Source organism: Phaeobacter sp. CC-HEC084, from assembly GCF_059429255.1.
In genome coordinates this window covers 768,949-790,489 of the sequence record NZ_JCAIJQ010000009.1, presented here as the reverse complement: position 1 = coordinate 790,489, position 21,541 = coordinate 768,949, and the positions used below count along the sequence as shown (strand labels likewise).

Genomic DNA, 21,541 nt, shown 5'->3' with positions numbered 1-21,541 from the left:
AGGGGGGGGCTCCAGGTCGGAGACATTGTTGAGCGCTTCGATGAGGGGCCGGGGATAAAGACCGGGGCGCGTCTGGCGCGCCCCAGATCAGGCCGTTTAACGGAACAGCTGCTGCAGGGTCTGTGGTGCCGAGTTGGCAATCGATAGCGCCTGTACGCCTAGCTGTTGCTGTGTCTGCAACGCCTTTAATCGCGCGGATGCGGCTTCCATATCAGTATCCACCAGCGCACCGATGCCGCTCTTCATCGCGTCAGTCACCTTTGAGACGAATTCGGACTGCTTTTCGATGCGAGCTGCCGAAGCACCCAGGGCGGCGGCGCCGTCGACCGCAGTCTGGATCAAAGCCTCAATCTTCGCGATGGAACCGTCAGCGGCTGTCGAAGAACTGACATCGACGTCGCCCAGCGTCAGGCTGGCTTCAAAATTGACCGAGCTTACGGTGATGTTCGACGCGGTGACCGTGCCAGTCGAATCGCGATCAAGCGAGGACAGAACGGTCAGGTTACCGCCGGCGGTGTTCAGCAGGTTCGCACCGTTGAACTGCGACCCTTTATAGATTGCTTTGATCTGGTTTTTCAGCTCGTCGACTTCGGCTTTGAGTTTCCCGCTGTCCACGTTCTCCCCGGTTGCATTGACCACTTTTTCCTTCATCTCTTTCAGAAGGTCGGTGATCTGTTCGGCGCCAGCAAGTGCAACCGCAACAGTGGATTCCCCCAGAGCCAGCGAATCGCCCACGGCGTTGAAGCCGGCAACATCCGATTCCATGACCTTCGAGATCGCCCAGATGGCCGAGTTGTCCTTGGCCGTTGCGACGTCCTTACCGGTGGAAATCGCGTTCTGGGTATTCTCCAGGTTCATGTTGATGGAGTTCAGAGTCTGCAGAGCGACCATTGCGCCGTTGTTCGTCAGAATGCTTGTCATAGCTTTTTGTCCTTTAGCATTAGGAGACGTTTCGTCTCGCGTGTTTGATGCCCCGAAGGGCGTCTCTGACGTCGTTCTGACTATGCGTTAAGCCGTGCGGCTTCCGCGCCCCCCCCGTTTCCCGAGGCGCGATTGTACCTTTCTGCAATAGTTTCTAAGGGAACATTAACGGCGAGAGTTGGAATCTCTAGAAATCCGCCTAAGTTGTGCATGCTGGCGCATGCCTCTCGAATATTTGATCCAATCCGGTGCCAAGCGGATCTTGCGGCCCGCGTCTTCGTATAGATCCGAACCTGTCCGAATGACCTGCTCGCCGCAGGACGCGCGGTTTTTCTTCGCTCTTGTCAAGGTTAGGGGCTCAACTGGCCTTTGGTGAGACCTGTACGGAGGAGCTCATCTAGGCTCGTGTGTGGGGGCCACTGATTGCAATCGCCACGCAACTGGCACAGGTTCGCCATTCGTGCTGCGACTGAGCGGATGCCCCTCCTCAATGGCACTTTTCGATGGGTTCTGAATGCGCGTGACCTTGCCTCACGCCGTCGAAAAGGGCTGGCGTTTCAGGTCGGAACACTGTTGAGGTTTTTGATCGTCTGTTCTTTTCGCGCGAGAATGGCTTTTCTCTTTTTCAGAGTGCCATCCACCATGGCATTACGTCCTTCGCCGAGGCCGACATTTCGTTCATCGATGAGGGGCTAAGGATAAGAAACCGGGGCGCGTCTGGCGCGCCCCGGATCAGGCCGTTTAACGGAACAGCTGCTGTAGGGTCTGTGGCGCCGAGTTGGCAATCGATAGCGCCTGTACGCCTAGCTGTTGCTGCGTCTGCAACGCCTTTAATCGCGCGGATGCGGCTTCCATATCAGTATCCACCAGCGCGCCGATGCCGCTCTTCATCGCGTCAGACACCTTTGAGACGAAGTCGGCCTGCTTCTCAATGCGGGCTGCCGAAGCACCCAGGGCGGCGGCGCCGTTGATTGCAAGCTGGATCAGAGACTCAATCTTTGAGATGGAAAGTTCAGCCTGCGTTGAATTTGAAACATCGATGGTCCCCAGGGACAGGTTATCCTCAAAGTTGACCGAGGCTACGGTGATGTTCGAAGCGGATACTGTAGAGGATGTGCCAGTCCCATTGCGGTCAAGCGAGGACAGAACAGTCAGGTTGCCACCATTTTTGTTCAGCAAGTTTGCACCGTTGAACTGCGACCCTTTGATGATCGAGGTGATCTGGTTTTTCAGCTCGGTAACTTCGGCGGCAAGTTTGCCATTTTCCACGTTCTCCCCGGTCGCATTGACCACTTTTTCCTTCATCTCTTTCAGGAGCTCGGTGATCTGTTCGGCGCCGGCCGTTGCAACCGCAACAGTGGATTCCCCCAGAGCCAGCGAGTCGCTTACCGCGTTGAAGCCGGCAACATCCGATTCCATGACTTTCGAGATCGCCCAGATGGCCGAGTTGTCCTTGGCCGTTGCGACGTCTTTACCGGTGGAAATCGCGTTCTGGGTATTCTCCAGGTTCATGTTGATGGAGTTTAGGGTTTGCAGGGCGACCATTGCGCCGTTGTTCGTCAGAATGCTGGTCATAGCTTTTAGTCCTTTAGCAATATGAGACGTTTCGTCCCCGAGTATTTCCTGTCCCGAAGGACATCTCTGACGTCTTTCTGACTATGCGTTAAGCCATCTGGCTTCCGCGCCACCTCGTTTCCCGAAGCGCAAGCGGACTTTGCTGTGGAGTTTGCTAAAGGAACCCTAATTGCGAGATCAAGCTTCCGTGATGTCAACCTTTGGTTGTATTTCCCTACGCGCGCCTCTCGAGTTTTTGGTCCAAACGGGTGCCATAGCGGGTCTTGCGGCCCGCGCTGTCATATACGTCCAGACCTTTGCGAACCCGGCGCAATTCGGCCATACGTGTTGCGACCGAGCGGATGCCTTCCATGGCGCTTTCCAGAAGATCCTGATTACGCGTGACCTTGCTTTGCACCTTCGAAAGGGTTTGGCGTTCCAGATCGGAAAAACTGTTGAGCGCTTCGATCGCCTGTTCTTTTCGCGCAAGGATGGCTTCCATCTTTTTCAGATCGCCGTCCATAAGGGCAGCGCGCTCTTCGTCGAGGATGGTATCCAGTTCATCGATGAGGGTCTGGGGATTTTGGTCAGTCATTTCTGAGATTCCTTCAGTGCGTGATAGAGTGATTCGGCGAGCCCGATGCCGCCGGCTTTTGCAATTTGTTCTGCCTGGGCACGGACCAGAAAGCTGGAAAACTGTTCTTCTCCAGCACCGCCGCCGCCAAGTCCTTCGCGTGATTCACCAAGCCCCGCAGATTTCAACATTTCCGCCAAAAATGAAGCTTCTAGCTCGAGCGCGGCCTTGCGCAGAGGGTCATCTTGCGGGGGCTGTTGCACGGGCTGGGGCTTGGCCTGCGGCAGGGCCTGTGACAGGGGGGATATGGTTGCATTCGGCATTTTGGCCTCGGTCTGACAGAAACTACGAATTGCTTCGATTTTTCTGAGACTGCGACATAACCGGTTAAAATTGCCGTAACCGCTTTGAGGTAGAAGGGGGTATCGAGATAGAACGTCTGGAAACCCATGCATACCACATCACTCATAGGTCAGGCCCTTGGCGGAGCCACAGGCAGCAAGACCTCCCCAGCGCAGGATGCTCCGAAAAAGACTCAGGATCGTTCGTTCGCAGATCATGTAAATGACGCAGCCTCCAAGCAGGAGGCGGCACAGTCCCAAACATCAGAAACAATCGATAGCGGCATAGCGGATCAGGCTGATTCTCAGGCTGCTGTTGAGGCGGATAGCGCGTCCGCCAGCTCAGAGGACGCGGTTGCCGATCAGGCGACGGGAGAATCGACCGGGAGCGCAGCGGGAGAGGATGTTGAAACGCCGAGCGAAGCGGCCATTTCGGCAGGACATGCGGCTCTGGATGCGGAAAAACGGTCTGCCAGGTCTGCAGATCTGCCTGAAGGTGCGCGCGTGGGGCAGAAGATAGGTCAGGGAGCTGTCGCCGGATCGGCGGTGGCAGAAGACGGCGAAGCAGCCGGTAACACGACAGCTCAGACGGCAGGCGAGGAAAAAGCGCAAGGTCCGGCTGCCGCAGGCGCAGCCTTTGCCGGACGAGAGACGATTGAAAACCAGGCCCCGGCGCGGGCGGCACAGTCAGGTGGTAAAGCCACCGCGGGCGGTGGCGATGTGAAGGTTGGCGAACAGTCGGCCATGACGGTCAATACCGAAGCGGCCCAGGAAGAGGGAGCAAGCCCCGCCAGAACGCAGACCGGAGCCGCAGATCAGGCCGTCGCCAGAGTGGCTCAGGACAAGCCAGGCGCTGCGGCGGCAACCCCGGCCAGCCCTGCAACCGCGGCTGACGCGACCAAATCCGCGACACCGGCTAGTCCGGCAGAGGCGAAAGCATCGTTGAAAGCAGAAGAAAAGGCGGCTGACGCCCGGATGGCTGCAGCAGACAAGGCGACGCCCGCTGCCGCTGCCGCCGCGAGCAAGACATCTTCCGCCGACAGCCTGCCGAAGTCTGTGTTCCAGATGCAGGTCGAAAACGCAGAAGCCGGGGATTCCCGCAAGGCGCGCTATCGCACCCGCAATGGTGATGCGCAGGCAGCTGCCGAAGTGGCCAAGGCATCCACTGCTGCTGCGGGTGTCCAAACAAACGCGGCCACTGCAGTCAACGCAACCACCAATTCCGCCATTGCAATGATGCAGGCGTTGCAGGCAAACACCATGAAACTGTCGCAGGCGCCGGGGTTGCTGGGGGATTCATCCGGTAGCGGGTTGAGCATGACAGCAGATCTTCCGGGATTGCCGCAGCTTCTGACCGAAGCGGTGTTCCAGCCCGGAATCACGCACCGACCGGAAACCCCGCGTATGATCGCTTCGCAAATGGCCGAAGCATTCGTGGCGAAAGGCGACCGGAACGTGGATGTCTCACTGAACCCCGAAGAGCTGGGCAAGGTGAAGATGCGCGTTGCGACCAGTGAAAACGGCATCACCATGATCATCCAGACAGAACGCCCGGAAACCGGCGATCTGATGCGCCGCCATATCAATGAGTTGGCCGAGGAATTCCGTCGCATGGGGTTCCAGGACATCTCGTTCGAATTCAGCAGCGGTGATTCTGCGGGCGGGCAGGCTCAGCAGGGGCTGGGCGATGGCACTGGCACAGGTGCCGGGACCGGGCATGGCGGCTCGACTGGGGCCACCGATATGAGCGCGACCGATGAGGTCGCTGAAACACAGATACAGAACCTCCGGATGGGCACCACCGGCGTTGATATGAGAGTTTGAACCATGACAGATGCTGTAAGCGCGGCCAGTGCCGCGACAACGACCCAGGCCAGCGCCGCGAAAGCCACGCGTCCTACCGGACTGGCTTCGGACTTTGAAACCTTCCTGAAAATGCTGACCGCCCAGGCGCGTTATCAGGATCCGCTGGAACCGCTCGATTCGACAGAATATGCATCGCAGCTGGCGCAGTTCTCGATGGTGGAACAGCAGGTTCAGGGCAATGATCTGCTGCTGGCCATGCAGAATCAGCTGGGCCTGTCCAATATGGCGGCGATGTCCGGCTGGGTGGGCATGGAGGCCCGCGTTGCGGCGCCGGGGTATTTTGACGGCTCCTCTCCGGTGGTGGTGGCCCCCAATCCGGCGGCTGCTGCGGATCAGGTCACAATGGTCGTCACCGATGCTGAAGGTACCGAAGTCGCGCGTATCAACCTGCCTGTTTCGGCGGAGCCCTATTCCTGGGATGGCACCGATCAGGAGGGCAATACGCTCGAACCCGGCAGCTATGCCTTCACCATCGAAAGCAGCCGGGACGGTGAGGTGCTGCTAACGGATCTGGCCGAGGTTTATACCAAGGTGACGGAAACCCAGATGCAGGGCGGCGATGTGGTCTTGATCACCGAAGGCGGCTCGGCGATCTTGGCCTCCACTGTGACGGGGCTTCGCGACGCTCCGGCCGAGACCTGACAATAGGGCAGGGACCGCCGGAACATCGGGGGGCATCGTCCCCTGATACCCTCGCATTTCGCCGGGGGATGAAGACTGGAGTGGACCCTGTCAGCCCAATCGCCTGAATTTCACAGCAGATTTTTTGCGTATCTGAACGCCTCGGGATTTGAGGCGCGCGCCCCCCGGATCCTGACCGGGGGGCGTTCGAATCATGTCTGGCGCATGGGCGATTTGGTGGTGAAATTGTTCGAGCCGGGACGAAAAAATCCGCTGTTTGCCAATGATCCCTTGCGGGAAATTGCAGCGCTTTCGGCCTTGTCTGGGACCGGAATGGTGCCGCATCTGGTCACTTCGGGTCATTTCGAGGGGCGCCATTGGTTGGCCTATTCCCATATTGAGGGCGCTCCCTGGCAGCGCGGTGCTGCCGAAGTGGCCCGGCTGCTTGGCCGGTTGCATGATCAGCCGGTTTTCGCAGGCGTTCCCGCAGGCGTGAATGGCAGCGCGATGCTGACGGCGCAGACCGAAAGCATCCTGTCCCAAACCCAAGGTGGCGCGGATCTGCGCGCGTTGCGCCCCGCAGGACAGGTGCCGCCCGCCTACCGCACCAGCCTCATCCATGGTGATCCGGTGCCGGGCAATCTGGTGGCGCATGACGGAACACTGACCCTGATCGACTGGCAATGCCCGCAGCGAGGCGACCCGGCCGAGGATCTGGCACTTTTTCTGTCGCCCGCAATGCAATTCCTGTACCGCGGCAAAGTCTTGAGCCGCGCCGAGGAGGCCGCCTTTCTTGCGGCCTATCCGGATCGGCTGGTCGCCGAGCGTACAGAGGCCCTGAAGCCCTGGTTCCATTGGCGTATGGCAGCCTATTGTCTGTGGAAAGCGGAGCAAGGCGGGGCGCAGGACCGGGCCGCAATGCAGCTGGAGATCGCTGCGCTTCAGTCCATCATCCCCAGCACCGCATAGGCGGGCGGCATTACCACCCGGCGGGCGCGGCCAAAGGGGAATTTCCCCATGCTCTGAACAACGGGTGAATAGGGCAGGCCGGGCTGTTTGCCCTGCACCAGATCGGCCAGCAACCGACCGGAATAGCTGCCCATGGCAACCCCATTGCCGTGATAGCACAGGCCCGCGAACATCCCTTTTTCACCGGGAACCGGCCCGACAAAGGGAACCAGATTGCGCGCCATGGAGACCATGCCAGACCAGAAATGCGTGCCTTCCACTGCGCGCCATTCGGGGAACATGGTGTCAAAATGCTGACGCAGTGCACGGCGAATCGCTGCTTCGGAACGCGGCGAGGCAAAAAGCCCACCTCGCATGCCAAACAGGAACCGCCGGTCCGGCATCAGCCGGAAATAATGCAGCAGGTTGCGGGTATCAAAGGCCATCTGATCGCTGAACCAGCCCTGCGCCTGAAGCTCCTCATCGCTGAGTGGGCGGGTCACCATCACTGTGGATTGCGCCGGGATATAGCGGCCTGACAGCCAGTCCGGAAGCCCGTCCCAGGAATAGCCGTTCGTGGCCACGATCACCTGATCGGCGCGCAGATTGCCGTCCGGTGTTGTCAGGATATGCCCACCGCCTGATGCGCGGCTGAGGCGGGTGACCGGGCTGTTCTGAAACAGGCGGGCCCCGGCAGATTGTGCGGCGCGGGCGATCCCGAACAGATATTTGCGCGGGTTGAGGCCGAATCCCACCGGGGTTGTCAGAGCACCAAAAAAGCCGCCGTTCATTCCGTTCGCGGCCAGTTCACGCTGTTCCAGCAACTGCGGTGAGCCGCCCGCAGCGGCAATCTCATCGGCCTGTCGGCGCAGCGCCTTCATGGCGCGCGGGCTGTGGGCCATCTGGGTTTCGCCATCCGAGTGGGTATCGGCGTCGATCTGGTGACGGTCCAGCAGCTGGCGCACCAGATCCACGGCTGCGACCTCTCCGGCATCATAGACGTCGGTGGCCTCGGCGCCGAATTTGCGTCGCATGGCAGCGCCCGACAGCTTGGCACCGCCGATACAGCAAAAACCGCCGTTGCGCCCGGAGGCACCCCAACCGGGCGTTTCGGCCTCAAGTAGGGCGACCTTTGCGCCGGCCTCTGCCAGATGCAGGGCGGCGGACATGCCGGTGAAACCGCCGCCGATTATTGCGACATCGGCTGTCACCTCACCGGACAACCTGGGCCAGTCGGGGGCAGCGATGGTTTCATCCCACCAGCAGCCGTCCCGCGGGCCCGGGCCATAGGCGTAGTCAGAGAAGATCCGCCGCATCAGGTCCGCGCCGCCGCCTGTTCGTCCCGTTTCTGTCGCACCATCTGGTGTTTCGTCACCAACGAGGCCGAAATCACGCCGATGGTGACAATGGCAATCATGATGGTCGACAGCGCGTTGATCTCTGGGGAAACCCCAAGGCGCACTGCCGAAAAGATCTTGATCGGCAGGGTGGTGGCCGCTGGTCCCGAGGTGAAAGAGGCAATGACCAGATCATCGAGCGACAGGGTAAAGGCCAGCAGCCAGCCCGAGATCACCGCAGGTGCGATGATGGGCAGGGTCACCAGACGGAATGCCTCGGCCGGGGAACAGCCCAAATCCAGCGCGGCCTCTTCCAGCGACCGGTCGAATGTCACCAATCGCGAGGAGACCACCACCGAGACGTAGCACATGGAGAAGGTGGTATGCGCCAGAACGATGGTCAGAATCCCCCGGTCCAGCCCAATGCCGATGAACAGCAGGAGCAGCGACAGACCGGTGATTACCTCGGGCATCACGAGGGGTGCGTAGATCATCCCGGAAAACAGGGTGCGGCCAAAGAACCGGCCACCCCGCACCATCACATAGGCGGCCATGGTGCCAAGAACCGTCGCGATGGTCGAGGAGAAGACTGCGACCTTGATGGTGACCCAGGCGGCGTTGAGGAAGGCCTCGTTCTGCATCAGCTCGCCGTACCATTTGGTCGAAAAGCCCGCCCAGACGGTGACCAGCTTGCTTTCATTGAAGCTGAAGATCACCAGAATCACCATCGGCACATAAAGAAAGGCAAAGCCAAGCGTCAGCGAAACGGTATTGAACCAGCTCATCCTGTTCATTGTTCGGCCTCCTGCTGTTTCTGCTGGTTGCGTTGGAACAGCACGATGGGAACGATCAAGAGGAGCAGCAGCACCACCGCCACGGCCGAGGCAACCGGCCAGTCCCGGTTCGAGAAGAACTCTTCCCACAGAACCTTGCCGATCATCAGCGTGTCGGATCCGCCGAGCAGAGACGGGATCACGAATTCGCCCAAGGTCGGGATGAAGACGAGGAAACAGCCCGCGATAATGCCGGGTTTCGACAGCGGGATGGTCACCAACCAAAAAGCGGAGAGACGCGAACAACCCAGATCCTCGGCCGCTTCGATCAGCGATTCATCCATCCGCTCTAGCGCGGAATAGATCGGCAGGATCATGAAGGGCAGGTAGGTATAGACCACGCCGATATAGACGGCGGTATTGGTGTTGAGGATGGTCAGCGGCTCGTTGATGATCCCCAGCAACAACAGCAACTGGTTGAGGAACCCTTCGTTCGACAGGATGCCCATCCAGGCGTAGACGCGGATCAGGAAGCTGGTCCAGAACGGCAGGATCACCAGCATCATCAGCGTCGCGCGCCATTCGGACGGCGCCCGCGCCATGCCGTAGGCGATCGGATAACCCGCCAGCAGCGTCAGCACAGTCGAGAAGAAGGCGATCTGCAGCGAGCTGAGATAGGCTTTCCAGTATAGATCGTCCTGTGTCAGCCAGACAAAGTTTTCAAAGTCCAGCTCGGACAGGAAGGTCCAGATGCCCGTCGCCCAGTCGAATTGCGGCATATAGGGCGGGCGCGCCAGCGCCACATCCGAAAGCGAGATTTTCAGGACGATGGCAAAAGGCACCAGAAACAGCGCAAAGAGCCACAGGTAGGGGACAATGATCAGGGCAAAGCGGCGCATCAGTTCGCCAGCAGGACGCCTGCCGTGGCGGTCCAGGACAGCCAGACAGTGTCTTCCCATGTAAAGGCCCGGCGCGAGATGCGGCGGGTATTGGCGGCCTGCGCCTTGATCACCGCGCCAGAGGGCAGTTCAACGTGATAGGTCGAGATATTACCGAGATAGGCAATGTCGAGGATCTTGCCCTGCACCGCGTTATCGGCGCCTTCGGGACGGTCTGCGGTGATGGTGACCTTTTCCGGGCGGATGGCCAGATGTGCGGTCTGCCCGTCCGAGAACGTGTTGGGGGTTTTGACCGTCAGCGGTTCCTGCCCTTCTTTCCAGTTCAGGGCATAGCTGTCTTCGCCGGTGGGCGTGACGGTGCCGTCGATGATGTTCACATCACCGATGAAATCGGCGACGTAAACGGAATTGGGGGTCTCGTAGATGCGATCCGGGGTGGCGACCTGCATGATCTTGCCGTTGTCCATCACCGCAACGCGGCTGGCGACGGTCATCGCCTCTTCCTGGTCGTGGGTGACGATGACAAAGGTGGTGCCAGTCTTCTCCTGAATGTCCATCAGCTCGAACTGGGTGTCCTGGCGCAGCTTCTTGTCGAGCGCACCAAGGGGTTCGTCCAGCAGCAACAGTTTTGGGGCCTTGGCCAGCGACCGCGCCAGTGCCACCCGCTGCCTCTGTCCACCCGAGATCTGGTGCGGTTTGCGGCGGGCGAATTTTTCCAGCCGGGTCAGGCGCAGCATGTTCTCCACCCGCTCGGCGATGTCGTCCTTGGGCATGCCTTCGCGTTTGAGCCCGAAGGCGATATTGTCCCAGATGCTGAGATGCGGGAACAGCGCGTAGGACTGGAACATCATGTTCACCGCGCGCTTGTTCGGCGGCACCGGGGCGATATCCTGACCGGCGAGATAGATCTTACCTTCGGTCGCGGTTTCAAACCCGGCGAGCATCCGCATCAGCGTGGTCTTGCCGCAGCCCGAGGGGCCAAGAAGCGCGAAGAACTCCCGCTCGTATATACCGATTGTCAGATCGTCGATTGCGGTGAACTCACCAAAGCGTTTGGTGACATTTTGGAACTCGATCAGAGGCTTGGCCTCGGGGTCGTTCCAGGGTTCAAAAACGGGAAGTGTCAATCCGGCCCCCTGCGCGGTCCAGGTCCAAAGCGGCACTGGCCCCTTTGGAAGGTGTATTGGCATAGCCCGGCAGGGCACAGGGTGCGCCCTGCCGGATCAGGCGATATCGGATCAGGTGCCCGACTTGATCTTGGTCCACAGACGGGTCACGACGCGCTGCACCTTGGGGGCATAGGGCGTGGTGGTGAACAGGTTGGCCAGGGTGGCTTCATCCGGGTAGATCGCCGGATCGCCGATCACGTCCTCAACCAGGAATTCCTGCGATGCCTTGTTGCCGTTGGCGTAGTAGACGTAGTTTGATGCCGCCGCCATGTTCTGCGGGTCCATGATGAAGTTCAGGAACACATGCGCCGCATCCGGGTTCGGGGCGTCGACCGGAATGGCCATCTGGTCGAACCACATCTGGGCGCCTTCGACGGCCGCGTGATAGGCGATTTCGACGCCATTGTCGGCTTCGGCGGCGCGGTCGCGGGCCTGCAGCACGTCACCGGACCAGCCCACTGCCACGCAGATGTCACCATTCGCCAGCGCGTTGATGTATTCGGAGGAATGGAATTTCTGGATATAGGGGCGCACCGCCATGAAGACGCCTTCGGCCTTGGCGATCACGTCCGGGTCATGGCTGTCGGGATCTTCGCCGATGTATTTCAGTGCAGCGGGGATCATTTCTGCCGGGGCATCCAGGAAATGCACGCCGCACTCGGCCAGTTTTTCCATGTTGTCGGGGTTGAAGACCAGCTCAAGCGAGTTGATCGGGGCATCCTCGCCCAGCAGTTCCTTGACCTTGCCAACGTTCACACCGATGCCGGTGGTGCCCCACATGTAGTTGATGGAATAGGCGTTGTCCGGGTCGTATTGCTCGGTGCGGTTTTCGACCACATCCCACATGTTCTTGTGGTTGGGCAGCTTGGACATGTCCAGTTTCTGGAAAGAGCCTGCCATGATCTGGCGCTGCAGGAAGGTGCCGCTGGGCACCACCACGTCATAGCCCGACCCGCCGGCCAGCATTTTGGTTTCCAGAAGTTCGTTGCTGTCGAATACATCGTAGATCAGATCGATCCCGGTCTCTGCCTCGAACTTCTCCAGAAGGGCTTCGTCGATGTAGTCGGACCAGTTATAAACGCGCACCTCTTCCGCGATGGCGGCCGTGCTGCTAAGGGCAACGACGGCGGTCAGTGTCATCGTCTTGAGTGTCATGAGTATCTCCCTGTGCCTGCCGGTTTCATTGCCCGGCTGGGGTGGATTTGATCAAGTTTTGCCTCGTGGGGCAATACTGTTTATGTTTTCACCGGGTGGTTCTTGGTGCAAGCTGCCCAAAAACTAGGAGGATACCCCAAGGTGACAGAGATCACATCTTCGGCCCAGAATGCAGAAGACGGCGCGGCGAAAACGCCGGCCCATGAGGCCGTGTATCAAAAGCTGCGCGCGCAGATCCTGTTCGGTGAACTGGCGCCGGGGCAGGCGGTAACGATCCAAGGGCTGACCGCGGCTTTGGGGGTTGGGATGACACCGGTCCGCGAGGCGATCCGTCGACTTATCTCGGATGGGGCGCTGGTGTTTCAGGGTAACCGGCGTGTTTCCGTTCCCCTGCTGCGGACATCGGATGTCAAAGAGCTTATTTTTGCAAGAAAAACAATTGAGTGTGAGCTTGTCAGGCTCGCAACAACACAGGTTTCGGACGCCGATATCGCTGAGCTGGAGCGCATCGACACGGCGCTGGATCAGGCGATTTCCGCAGGCGATGTGCCGGGATATCTGGCGCAGAACTACAGTTTCCACACCGCATTATACAGTCGCGCCGCCGCTCCGATCCTGACCGATCTTGCGGATCGCCTGTGGCTGCGCTTTGGCCCGTCCTTGCGGGTGGTCTGTGGCCGCTTTGGCACCCAGAGTTTTCCGGACCGTCACAAGGACATCCTTGAGGCCTTGCGTCGCAGGGATCCCGAAATGGCTGCTTTGGCGATGGAGCGGGACGTTTGTCAGGGCATGGATCAGGTCAGCATGGGGTTGGATCCGGACAACTGATTCGATTGACACCGTGAAATTTGATCATATTCTGGGGCCAATCTCTTATTTTTGGAGCGACTCCCATGAATGCGATCACCAACCACATGCCGACGGCCGAATTGCAGGCCCTGGACGCCGCGCACCACATGCATCCCTTCACCGCCAACGGTGAACTGGCGGAAAAAGGCGCCCGGATCATCACCCGCGCGAGCGGTGTCACGCTGACCGATAGTGAAGGCAACGAGATCCTCGACGCGATGGCGGGCCTGTGGTGCGTCAACATCGGCTATGGCCGTGACGAGCTGGCCGATGTCGCCGCGCGCCAGATGCGCGAGCTGCCTTATTACAATACCTTCTTCCAGACCTCGCATGTGCCGGTCATCGCTCTGGCCAACAAGATTGCGGAACTGGCGCCCGGTGATCTGAACCATGTATTCTTTGCCGGGTCGGGATCTGAGGCGAATGACACCAACATCCGCATGGTGCGTCACTACTGGGCGCTGAAGGGCAAACCGACCAAATCCATCATCATCAGCCGCAAGAACGCCTATCACGGCTCTTCGGTTGGCAGCGGCAGCCTGGGCGGGATGTCGGCGATGCATGAACAGGGCGGCCTGCCGATCCCGGATATTCACCATATCAACCAGCCGCATTGGTGGGCCGAGGGTGGTGACACCTCCCCCGAAGAGTTCGGCCTGCAGCGCGCGCAGGAACTGGAACAGGCGATTCTGGAACTGGGCGAAGACCGCGTCGCAGCCTTTATCGCAGAACCAGTTCAGGGTGCGGGCGGCGTTATTGTGCCCCCGGAAACCTACTGGCCGGAAATTCAGCGCATCTGCGATAAATACGAGATCCTGCTGATCGCGGATGAGGTGATCTGTGGCTTTGGCCGCACCGGCAACTGGTTTGGCAGCCAGACCATGGGCATCCGCCCGGACATCATGACCATCGCCAAGGGGCTGAGTTCGGGCTATGCGCCGATCGGCGGCTCGGTGGTGTCAGATGAGGTCGCCGCCGTGATCGCGAGCGACGAATTCAACCACGGCTATACCTATTCCGGGCACCCGGTGTCCTCGGCGGTGGCGCTGGAAAACCTGCGCATTCTCGAAGAGGAAAACGTGGTTGGTCACGTGCAGGATGTGGCTGCGCCCTATCTGAAAGAGAAGTGGGAGGCGCTGATTGATCACCCGCTGGTGGGTGAGGCCAAGATCGTTGGCATGATGGGCTCAATCGCGCTGACACCGAACAAAGAAGCGCGGGCTGCCTTTGCTGCACCTGCCGGAACGGTGGGCTATATCTGCCGCGAACGGTGCTTTGCCAATAATTTGATCATGCGCCATGTGGGCGACCGGATGATTATCTCTCCTCCGCTGGTCATGACCCCGGCCGAGATCGATACCCTGATCGAACGAGCTCGCCTGTCGCTGGACGAATGCTATGCCGCACTGAAAGAGCAGGACCTGCTGCACAGCGCCTGAACTTAAGCGCAAACACCGAATTTCGGCAGGAAAGCGGTGTTTGGCATGCATTATTTGCCTGAAAAACAGGCCCTGCGCCGGAATCAAAGGATCTTCCCGGCGCAGGGCCTTTTCTTGCACATTTTCGTGAAAGGGAGCCCGTGGCAGAGGATTCTCCTGTATGATCATTTAAAATATGCCGCAAATTCTGCTTTTGCGGTCGCAATCGGTCCGATCCGCTGAAAGCTAGTCCCTAAGCTAGTTTCAAGCACTGAAAGGACGATCCGGTTGCATCCACCATGGTGGGTATGTTTACATCAGTGCAACGAGTGCAGACCAAACTGCCAAATTAACACGGGGAGCCTGTTTTGGCTGATGCGTCAAACAGTGATGCGTTCGTTGAATTCGAACGTGTCCAAAAGAGTTATGATGGCGAAACGCTCGTCGTCAAAGACCTTAACCTGGTGATGCCTAAAGGTGAGTTTCTGACAATGCTTGGGCCGTCTGGCTCTGGCAAGACAACTTGCCTTATGATGCTTGCCGGATTTGAAACCGCCACCCACGGGGATATCCGTCTGGGCGGTGTTTCGATCAACAACATTCCGCCGCACAAGCGTGGCATCGGCATGGTGTTCCAGAACTATGCGCTGTTCCCGCATATGACCATCGCCGAGAACCTCAGCTTTCCGCTGGAAGTCCGCAAGATGGGCAAGTCCGAGCGTGAAGAGAAGGTCAAGCGCGCGCTGGACATGGTGGAAATGGGCGCCTTTGGCGGCCGCCGCCCTGCGCAGCTTTCGGGTGGTCAGCAGCAGCGGGTCGCTCTGGCACGCGCGCTGGTGTTCGAACCCGAACTGGTTCTGATGGACGAACCGCTGGGCGCGTTGGACAAACAGCTGCGCGAAAAGATGCAGTTCGAGATCACCGATCTTGCCCACCGTCTGGGCATTACCGTGGTCTATGTGACCCACGACCAGACCGAAGCGCTGACCATGTCGGACCGCGTTGCTGTGTTCGACGATGGCCGTATTCAGCAGCTGGCGCCGCCGGATCAGCTTTATGAAGAGCCGGAAAACAGCTTCGTCGCGCAGTTCATCGGTGAGAACAACACCCTTGAAGGCACCGTGAAAGAGATCAACAACGGTCTTGCTCTGGTGCAGCTGGATGGTGGCGAATTGATCGACTGTAAGCCGATCAACGTGTCCCAGCCCGGCGAGCGCACCCGCGTTTCCATCCGCCCCGAGCGGGTCGAATACAACAAGGAACGCCTGCAGGAAGGCGCCCACACCCTGAAGGCCGAAGTGCTGGAATTCATCTACATGGGTGACATCTTCCGTACCCGTCTGCGGGTGGCGGGAAATGACGAATTCATTATCAAGACACGGAACGCACCGGACCAGGTTCGCCTGAAGCCGGGCCAGCAGATTGAAATCGGCTGGCTGCCCGAAGACTGCCGCGCGCTGGACGCCTGACGACGGCGCGCGCTTTGAAACCCCCGGCGGCCAAGTGACCGGGGGATCACAGTTAAATTCAAGATCAACAAGGAGAGAGTGTTTATGAAACTCACCAAACTGACAGCCCTTGCCGCCACGACGGCGCTCTGCGCGCCGATGGCGTTCGCAGAAATGGCAGACGAGATGACCATCGTGTCCTGGGGTGGCGCATATTCGAACTCCCAGCTGAAGGCTTATCACGAGCCCTATGCTGAAAAGACTGGCGTCAAGATCATCAACGACGAAAGCTCGGCCGAAGCGGTTGCGAAGCTGCGCGCGATGAACGAAGCGGGCAACGTGACCTGGGACGTGGTTGACGTGGTTGCTGCGGACGCGATGCGTCTGTGCGACGAAGGTCTGGCGATGGAAATCGACGCGGACGAGCAGTTGGCTGCGGCACCCGATGGCACCCCGGCCTCCGAAGACTTCGGCGAACTGCTGGTCTCCGACTGCTTCATCCCGCAGATCGTTTACTCGACCACCTTCGGCTACCGCACCGACATGGTAGGCGATACGCCTCCGGATGACATCTGCGACGTCTTCGACCTGGAAGCCTATCCGGGCAAGCGCGCGCTGGAGAAGCGTCCGATCAACAACATGGAATGGGCTCTGCTCTGCGACGGCGTTGCAAAGGATGAAGTCTATGACGTGCTGGAGACCGAAGAAGGTCAAGAGCAGGCTCTGGCCAAGCTCGACACCATCAAGGACAGCGTAATCTGGTGGTCTGCTGGCGCCGACACTCCGCAACTGCTGGCTGACGGCGAAGTCGTGATGGGCTCCACCTACAACGGTCGTCTGTTCTCGGTCATCGAAGAGCAGAAGCAGCCCGTCGCCATGATGTGGGACGCGCAGGTGTTCGACCTGGACGGTTGGATCATTCCGGCAGGTCTGTCCGACGAGCGTAAAGCCCGCGCGCTGGACTACATCATGTTCGCAACCGACACCCAGCGTCTGGCGGACCAGGCCAAGTACATCTCCTACGGTCCGGCCCGTGCGTCCTCCGCTCCGCTGGTTGGCAAGCACGCCGAACTGGGCATCGACATGGCGCCGCACATGCCGACCGATCCGGCAAACGCTAAGAACACGTTCCTCTACAACTACGAGTTCTGGGCTGACTACCGCGACGACATCGACGCCAAATTCCAGGCGTGGCTGGCCAAGTAAGCCGGTCTGATGATCTAGCCAGAGAGCGCCCGGCGCTCTCTGGCACCCACTCTTCGTATCAGGTCGCATCTGAACGACCGGAAGAGCAAAACCCGCGGGCGATACAGCGGGCAAAACACAGGGATAGATATGAGCGACACCACCCAATCCGGCCCGGTTCTGGCGGCTGACGGCACGCCATTGAAGCGCAGCCTGGCCCGCGCCCTGAGAATGCAAAAGATGCGTGCGCTGATGCTGATCGCACCGCTTCTGCTCTTCATCCTTCTGACCTTCATTCTCCCGATCGGCGACATGCTGTTCCGCTCGGTCGAGAACCGGATCGTTTCGGACACGCTTCCCAAGACCGTGGTCACCCTTGCCGACTGGGACGCCAAAAGCGGTGAAGCCCCCGGCGACGCGGTATATGAAGAGCTATATTACGATCTATTTGTGGCGGCAGAGGCCAAGGAGCATACCAAGCTCGGCACCCGCCTGAACTATGAACAGACCGGTATTTCCTCCCTGTTCCGCAGCAGCGGCCGCAAGGTCGACGACATTGGCAAGGACCACGTCAAAGCCATCGAACGCGCTGCCGATCGCGCCCTCAAGGATGAGGCGCTCTGGTTCGAAATCATGACCGGCGGCAGTGGCGCGGCGGGCAATTCCGATCTGCTGACCGCACAGCGCGAAAAGATGCGCAATCTCACGGATGAGGTTTTCCCGGCCGATATCGGCTTTGTGCCCGGTGCCGAGATTTCCGAACTCTTCCCGCGCATGGCGACCGCCTATACCGATTTCGCGCTGTTCACGGCGATCATCGATCAGGATGTCGTGGCCGAAGAAGATCCCTGGGAAAGCGTTTTCGTGGCCTTTGCCACCGAAGTGCAGGCCCCCGGTGGCGCAGAAAAACTGGCCAGCTACAGCGGCCCCGGCGCGGCTGAACTTCAGGCCGCGGGCGCAGCACTGGCCGATTTGGAGCCGATTTCCTTCAAGGCAGCCTTCCTCGACATCGACGAAGACTGGGGCGACGTCGACAACTGGCGCACGATCCAGACCTACAGCCCGAAATATACCAGCGGCTATTTCCTGAACTCCATCGACATGCAGAAAGGCCCGGATGGCGCCGAAGCGCGCCCCGAGAACCAGCAGATCTATATCACGCTGCTCAAGCGTACGATGTTCATGTCTCTGGTGATCACGGGTTCCTGTATTCTGCTAGGGTACCCGGTGGCCTGGATCCTTGCGAACCTGCCGACACGCTCGGCTAACTTGCTGATGATCCTGGTGCTGCTGCCTTTCTGGACCTCGCTTCTGGTGCGGACATCGGCGTGGAAGGTGATGCTGCAGCAACAGGGCGTCATCAACGACGTGCTGGTCTGGCTGGGGCTTGTGGCGGATGACGCCCGGCTGGTGATGATCAACAACCAGTTCGGTACCATCGTGGCGATGACCCACATTCTGCTGCCCTTCATGATCCTGCCGATGTATTCGGTGATGCAGACGATCAACCCATCCTACCTGCGCGCGGCGAAGTCGCTGGGCGCCACCAACTGGACAGCCTTCTGGCGGGTCTATTTCCCGCAGTCGGTGCCCGGTATCGGCGCGGGGTCGATCCTCGTCTTCATTCTGGCCATCGGCTACTACATCACCCCGGAAATCGTCGGCGGCACCAAGGGTGTCTTCATCTCGAACCGGATCGCCTATCACATCTCGTCTTCGCTGAACTGGGGCCTCGCGGCTGCACTTGGCGCGATCCTTCTGGTCGTCGTTCTGGTGCTCTACTGGGCCTATGACAAGATCGTCGGCATCGACAACGTGAAACTGGGATAATCGACATGGCATTGACTCCTGTTACAAATCAAACCCCCGGTTTCACCGCTGCCGTGGCAGCTGGCGCCGGAGCCTTCTTTGGTCTCTTCGTGGGCACCGCTCAGGCTACCGGCCTGATCGGGATCCTCGTCGGTGGCGCCATCCTGGGTGCACTTGGATTTGTCTTTGCCGGTATGACCGACAAGGAAAAACCGCTGCGCTGGGCGACCTTTGCGCTGTTCCTGGTGCTGGGCTACCTGTTCGGCGGGCTGCCCGCCGCGGTGGTGGGCGGCTTGTTCGGCTGGTTCGCGGGCTGGTTCATCTTCTGGCTGGCGACCTCGCGCTACCGGGCGCATCTGCCGCCCTATCTGACCCCCGGTCAGGTGCTGTGGCATTACAGTTTCCGGGTGATCTGCGGCGTTATCTTCGTCTTCCTGATCACGCCGATCCTGGTGGTGATGCCGCTCAGCTTCAATGCCGAGAACTTCTTCACCTTCACGCCGGAAATGCTGCGCTTTGATCCGGCTGGCTATTCGTTGAAGCACTACAAGGACTTCTTCAGCAATGATGACTGGCAGCAGGCGCTGTGGAACTCGATCAAGATCGCGCCGATGGCGACGATCCTGTCGGTCAGCTTCGGCACCCTGGCGGCGATTGGTCTAAGCCAGCCGCACGTGCCCTTCCGCCGCGCGATCATGGCGATCCTGATCTCTCCGATGATTGTGCCGCTGATCATTTCGGCTGCGGGCATGTATTTCTTCTATAGCCGCATCGGGATGCAGGGCACCTACTTCGGCGTGGTTCTGGCCCACGCGGCGCTTGGCATTCCCTTCGTGATCATCACCGTGACCGCGACACTGGTCGGCTTTGACCGCTCGCTGACGCGCGCTGCGGCGAACATGGGCGCCGATCCGGTGACCACCTTCTTCCGGGTGCAGATGCCGCTGATTTTGCCCGGTGTGATTTCCGGTGGTCTCTTTGCCTTCATCACCTCCTTTGACGAGGTGGTCGTGGTGCTCTTTGTCGGCTCCGCCGGTCAGAAGACTCTGCCGTGGCAGATGTTTACCGGCCTGCGCGAGCAGATCTCGCCCACCATTCTGGCGGTTGCGACCATCCTTGTGGGGATCTCAATCTGTCTGCTGACGGTGCTGGAACTGCTGCGTCGCCGCTCCGAACGTCTGCGCGGCATGAGCCCAGGCTGATACGCCACAGAACGCTGATATAAAGAAGGCCCCGCAGAGGATGCGGGGCCTTTTCTTTTGCTTGTCGTGAGGTGCGGCTCAGCGCAGGCGGCGCAGCAGTTTGAGCGAGGCATAACCATCCGGGATCAGACCTTTGGAGGCCTGATAGCTGCGGATCGCGGCCAGCGTCTTGGGGCCGATCTTCCCATCAACGCCGCCGGTGTTGAAACCGGCCCGCGACAGGCGCTGCTGCAGCTCCTTGCGTTCCCGGAAATTCAGCGACCGGTCCCCGCGCGGCCATTTCGCCTGGATCGCCGGTCCGCCTGCGATGCGGTCGGACAGGTGCCCCACCCCGATCACATAGGCATCGGCGGCGTTATAGCGCTCGATGACCGAGAAGTTCTTGAAGATCATGAAGGCGGCGCCATTCCCGCCGGCGGGCAGCAGGATCGAGGCTGTGCCATGGTTGGGAACGGCGCGCCCGTTGGTTCCAACGACACCCAGCCGGGCCCATTCCGCGGGAGATTTCTTCACCGACCGGCTGGCCAGACCATAGTTGAACCCGCGCGGTAGCTGCACTTCGACGCCCCAGGGCTGGCCTTTGACCCAGCCGAACCGCTTCAGATAAGCGGCGGTCGAGGCCAGCGCATCAGAGGGGTCTTCCGACCAGATGTCGCGTTTGCCATCGCCAGTGAAATCCACAGCATAGGCCAGATAGGAGGTGGGTATGAACTGGGTGTGCCCCATGGCCCCGGCCCAGCTGCCGGTCATCTTGCGCGGGGCGACGTCGCCCGATTGCAGGATCTTCAGCGCCGCGATCAGCTGCTTTTCAAAGAACCGCCCGCGGCGACCGTCATAGGCCAGCGTCGCCAGCGATTGAATCACGTTCATATTGCCGCGGTGGTTGCCATAGTTGCTTTCCATACCCCAGACGGCGACCACGACCTCCTTGTCGACGCCATAGGTGGCTTCGATCCGGTTCAGGCGCCGCCGCTGTTCACGCAGGGCCTTTTTGCCGTTCTTGACCCGAGAGTCCGAGACGGCACTGTCTAGGTATTCCCAGATCGTCTTGGTGAATTCGGATTGGTTGCGGTCACGGCGAATGACGTCGTTGTCATATTCCACGCCGCGAAAGGCGCGGTTCAGTGTTGAGGAGGAGATCCCCTGCGCCATAGCCCGGCGTCGGAAGCCGTTGATCCAGGCCTGAAAGCCACTGTTGGCGGCGACCGGTTCGACCTGATCGTCCTGGGCAATTCCCGGTGCCAGCCCGTTCGGGCGGCTCAGGGGGCGCAGTGAGATCGCGGCCGCCAGCTGGTAAGAGCCGTCGGGCGCCGTGGCGCCGCGTTCGACAGGGCGCTCAGGGGGGCGCAGCGATTCGTCGGGTCCGGCCTGTGCTGCAACTGCGCCGGTCGCGGCAAGGGCTGCCGCCTTCATCCAGATCCGCATGGGAATACTACCTTGGTTCAGTGTCTGCTCAGCTTGAATGTAATCAT

General features: G+C 59.9%; 19 protein-coding genes. 9 read left to right on the top strand and 10 right to left on the bottom strand.

Annotated elements, in window-relative coordinates; genetic code table 11:
* Window positions 1-96: 96 nt before the first annotated feature.
* From AC5SSZ_RS20950 to AC5SSZ_RS20935, 4 genes are all read right to left on the bottom strand, one after another.
* Window positions 97-921: a flagellin N-terminal helical domain-containing protein gene (locus AC5SSZ_RS20950; RefSeq protein WP_274831683.1), complete on the bottom strand. Its 825-nt coding sequence runs from the start codon at window positions 919-921 to the stop codon at window positions 97-99.
* A 741-nt stretch (window positions 922-1,662) separates the two neighbouring features.
* On the bottom strand, window positions 1,663-2,496 hold the full coding sequence (locus tag AC5SSZ_RS20945) for a flagellin N-terminal helical domain-containing protein (RefSeq protein WP_495439892.1): 834 nt from the start codon (window positions 2,494-2,496) through the stop codon (window positions 1,663-1,665).
* 214 nt (window positions 2,497-2,710) lie between these two features.
* Window positions 2,711-3,070 carry a flagellar export chaperone FlgN gene (locus AC5SSZ_RS20940; protein WP_065272151.1) on the bottom strand — a complete coding sequence of 120 codons (360 nt, stop codon included), beginning with the start codon at window positions 3,068-3,070 and terminating at the stop codon, window positions 2,711-2,713.
* Complete coding sequence (locus AC5SSZ_RS20935) at window positions 3,067-3,372, bottom strand: rod-binding protein (protein WP_274831681.1); 306 nt, start codon at window positions 3,370-3,372, stop codon at window positions 3,067-3,069. Before AC5SSZ_RS20935 ends, AC5SSZ_RS20940 begins: the two co-directional genes overlap by 4 nt.
* A 522-nt stretch (window positions 3,373-3,894) precedes the next feature.
* On the opposite strand from AC5SSZ_RS20935, the gene fliK reads away from it, so the two are divergent.
* The 3 genes from fliK to AC5SSZ_RS20920 all read left to right on the top strand — a co-directional run bounded on the left by fliK (window position 3,895) and on the right by AC5SSZ_RS20920 (window position 6,846).
* Window positions 3,895-5,214 (top strand): flagellar hook-length control protein FliK, encoded by a 1,320-nt coding sequence (gene fliK / locus AC5SSZ_RS20930; RefSeq protein WP_495439890.1) that lies wholly within the window; start codon window positions 3,895-3,897, stop codon window positions 5,212-5,214.
* A 3-nt stretch (window positions 5,215-5,217) separates the two neighbouring features.
* Complete coding sequence (locus tag AC5SSZ_RS20925; RefSeq protein WP_495439888.1) at window positions 5,218-5,898, top strand: FlgD immunoglobulin-like domain containing protein; 681 nt, start codon at window positions 5,218-5,220, stop codon at window positions 5,896-5,898.
* A 132-nt stretch (window positions 5,899-6,030) separates the two neighbouring features.
* On the top strand, window positions 6,031-6,846 hold the full coding sequence (locus tag AC5SSZ_RS20920; protein WP_495440348.1) for a phosphotransferase family protein: 816 nt from the start codon (window positions 6,031-6,033) through the stop codon (window positions 6,844-6,846).
* On the opposite strand, the gene AC5SSZ_RS20915 is transcribed toward AC5SSZ_RS20920, so the two are convergent.
* The 5 genes from AC5SSZ_RS20915 to AC5SSZ_RS20895 all read right to left on the bottom strand — a co-directional run bounded on the left by AC5SSZ_RS20915 (window position 6,819) and on the right by AC5SSZ_RS20895 (window position 12,158).
* The gene (locus tag AC5SSZ_RS20915) at window positions 6,819-8,141 is read right to left on the bottom strand and encodes an NAD(P)/FAD-dependent oxidoreductase (protein ID WP_495439887.1); all 1,323 of its coding nucleotides are present in this window, start codon (window positions 8,139-8,141) and stop codon (window positions 6,819-6,821) included. The two genes, AC5SSZ_RS20920 and AC5SSZ_RS20915, sit on opposite strands and share 28 nt — an antisense overlap.
* Window positions 8,141-8,956, bottom strand: coding sequence for an ABC transporter permease (locus AC5SSZ_RS20910; protein ID WP_274829388.1), 816 nt, complete (start codon window positions 8,954-8,956; stop codon window positions 8,141-8,143). The genes AC5SSZ_RS20915 and AC5SSZ_RS20910 overlap by 1 nt, the downstream gene beginning before the upstream one ends.
* Window positions 8,953-9,834: an ABC transporter permease subunit gene (locus tag AC5SSZ_RS20905; protein WP_495439885.1), complete on the bottom strand. Its 882-nt coding sequence runs from the start codon at window positions 9,832-9,834 to the stop codon at window positions 8,953-8,955. Before AC5SSZ_RS20905 ends, AC5SSZ_RS20910 begins: the two co-directional genes overlap by 4 nt.
* Window positions 9,834-10,961, bottom strand: coding sequence for an ABC transporter ATP-binding protein (locus AC5SSZ_RS20900; protein ID WP_274829389.1), 1,128 nt, complete (start codon window positions 10,959-10,961; stop codon window positions 9,834-9,836). The genes AC5SSZ_RS20905 and AC5SSZ_RS20900 overlap by 1 nt, the downstream gene beginning before the upstream one ends.
* A 111-nt stretch (window positions 10,962-11,072) precedes the next feature.
* Entirely contained in the window at window positions 11,073-12,158 is a 1,086-nt protein-coding gene (locus AC5SSZ_RS20895) for a polyamine ABC transporter substrate-binding protein (RefSeq protein ID WP_274829390.1), read from the bottom strand.
* A 141-nt stretch (window positions 12,159-12,299) separates the two neighbouring features.
* Here AC5SSZ_RS20895 and AC5SSZ_RS20890 point away from each other — a divergent pair, with 141 nt between their 5' ends.
* The 6 genes from AC5SSZ_RS20890 (at window position 12,300) to AC5SSZ_RS20865 (ending at window position 20,069) form a co-directional block, all read left to right on the top strand.
* Window positions 12,300-12,986, top strand: coding sequence for a GntR family transcriptional regulator (locus AC5SSZ_RS20890; RefSeq protein ID WP_274829391.1), 687 nt, complete (start codon window positions 12,300-12,302; stop codon window positions 12,984-12,986).
* A gap of 65 nt (window positions 12,987-13,051) precedes the next feature.
* On the top strand, window positions 13,052-14,446 hold the full coding sequence (locus tag AC5SSZ_RS20885) for an aspartate aminotransferase family protein (RefSeq protein WP_274835466.1): 1,395 nt from the start codon (window positions 13,052-13,054) through the stop codon (window positions 14,444-14,446).
* 347 nt (window positions 14,447-14,793) lie between these two features.
* Window positions 14,794-15,894, top strand: a complete 1,101-nt coding sequence (locus tag AC5SSZ_RS20880) for an ABC transporter ATP-binding protein (RefSeq protein ID WP_274829392.1) — start codon at window positions 14,794-14,796, stop codon at window positions 15,892-15,894.
* A gap of 84 nt (window positions 15,895-15,978) precedes the next feature.
* Window positions 15,979-17,079: an extracellular solute-binding protein gene (locus AC5SSZ_RS20875; RefSeq protein WP_065272162.1), complete on the top strand. Its 1,101-nt coding sequence runs from the start codon at window positions 15,979-15,981 to the stop codon at window positions 17,077-17,079.
* A gap of 129 nt (window positions 17,080-17,208) precedes the next feature.
* The gene (locus AC5SSZ_RS20870; protein ID WP_274829393.1) at window positions 17,209-18,888 is read left to right on the top strand and encodes an ABC transporter permease; all 1,680 of its coding nucleotides are present in this window, start codon (window positions 17,209-17,211) and stop codon (window positions 18,886-18,888) included.
* A gap of 5 nt (window positions 18,889-18,893) precedes the next feature.
* Window positions 18,894-20,069: an ABC transporter permease gene (locus tag AC5SSZ_RS20865; protein ID WP_495439884.1), complete on the top strand. Its 1,176-nt coding sequence runs from the start codon at window positions 18,894-18,896 to the stop codon at window positions 20,067-20,069.
* Window positions 20,070-20,147: 78 nt separating this feature from the next.
* Here the strand turns inward: AC5SSZ_RS20865 and AC5SSZ_RS20860 are convergent, their stop codons facing one another.
* On the bottom strand, window positions 20,148-21,494 hold the full coding sequence (locus AC5SSZ_RS20860; RefSeq protein WP_495439882.1) for a lytic murein transglycosylase: 1,347 nt from the start codon (window positions 21,492-21,494) through the stop codon (window positions 20,148-20,150).
* Window positions 21,495-21,541 lie beyond the last annotated feature (47 nt).

Coding starts and splice junctions, on each gene's coding strand:
- AC5SSZ_RS20905 (WP_495439885.1), bottom strand. CDS start 9,834: ATGCGCCGCTTTGCCCTGATCATTGTCCCCTACCTGTGGCTCTTTGCG.
- AC5SSZ_RS20870 (WP_274829393.1), top strand. CDS start 17,209: ATGAGCGACACCACCCAATCCGGCCCGGTTCTGGCGGCTGACGGCACG.
- AC5SSZ_RS20860 (WP_495439882.1), bottom strand. CDS start 21,494: ATGCGGATCTGGATGAAGGCGGCAGCCCTTGCCGCGACCGGCGCAGTT.
- AC5SSZ_RS20950 (WP_274831683.1), bottom strand. CDS start 921: ATGACAAGCATTCTGACGAACAACGGCGCAATGGTCGCTCTGCAGACT.
- AC5SSZ_RS20915 (WP_495439887.1), bottom strand. CDS start 8,141: ATGCGGCGGATCTTCTCTGACTACGCCTATGGCCCGGGCCCGCGGGAC.
- AC5SSZ_RS20865 (WP_495439884.1), top strand. CDS start 18,894: ATGGCATTGACTCCTGTTACAAATCAAACCCCCGGTTTCACCGCTGCC.
- AC5SSZ_RS20895 (WP_274829390.1), bottom strand. CDS start 12,158: ATGACACTCAAGACGATGACACTGACCGCCGTCGTTGCCCTTAGCAGC.
- AC5SSZ_RS20875 (WP_065272162.1), top strand. CDS start 15,979: ATGAAACTCACCAAACTGACAGCCCTTGCCGCCACGACGGCGCTCTGC.
- AC5SSZ_RS20925 (WP_495439888.1), top strand. CDS start 5,218: ATGACAGATGCTGTAAGCGCGGCCAGTGCCGCGACAACGACCCAGGCC.
- AC5SSZ_RS20885 (WP_274835466.1), top strand. CDS start 13,052: ATGAATGCGATCACCAACCACATGCCGACGGCCGAATTGCAGGCCCTG.
- AC5SSZ_RS20940 (WP_065272151.1), bottom strand. CDS start 3,070: ATGACTGACCAAAATCCCCAGACCCTCATCGATGAACTGGATACCATC.
- AC5SSZ_RS20945 (WP_495439892.1), bottom strand. CDS start 2,496: ATGACCAGCATTCTGACGAACAACGGCGCAATGGTCGCCCTGCAAACC.
- AC5SSZ_RS20935 (WP_274831681.1), bottom strand. CDS start 3,372: ATGCCGAATGCAACCATATCCCCCCTGTCACAGGCCCTGCCGCAGGCC.
- AC5SSZ_RS20910 (WP_274829388.1), bottom strand. CDS start 8,956: ATGAACAGGATGAGCTGGTTCAATACCGTTTCGCTGACGCTTGGCTTT.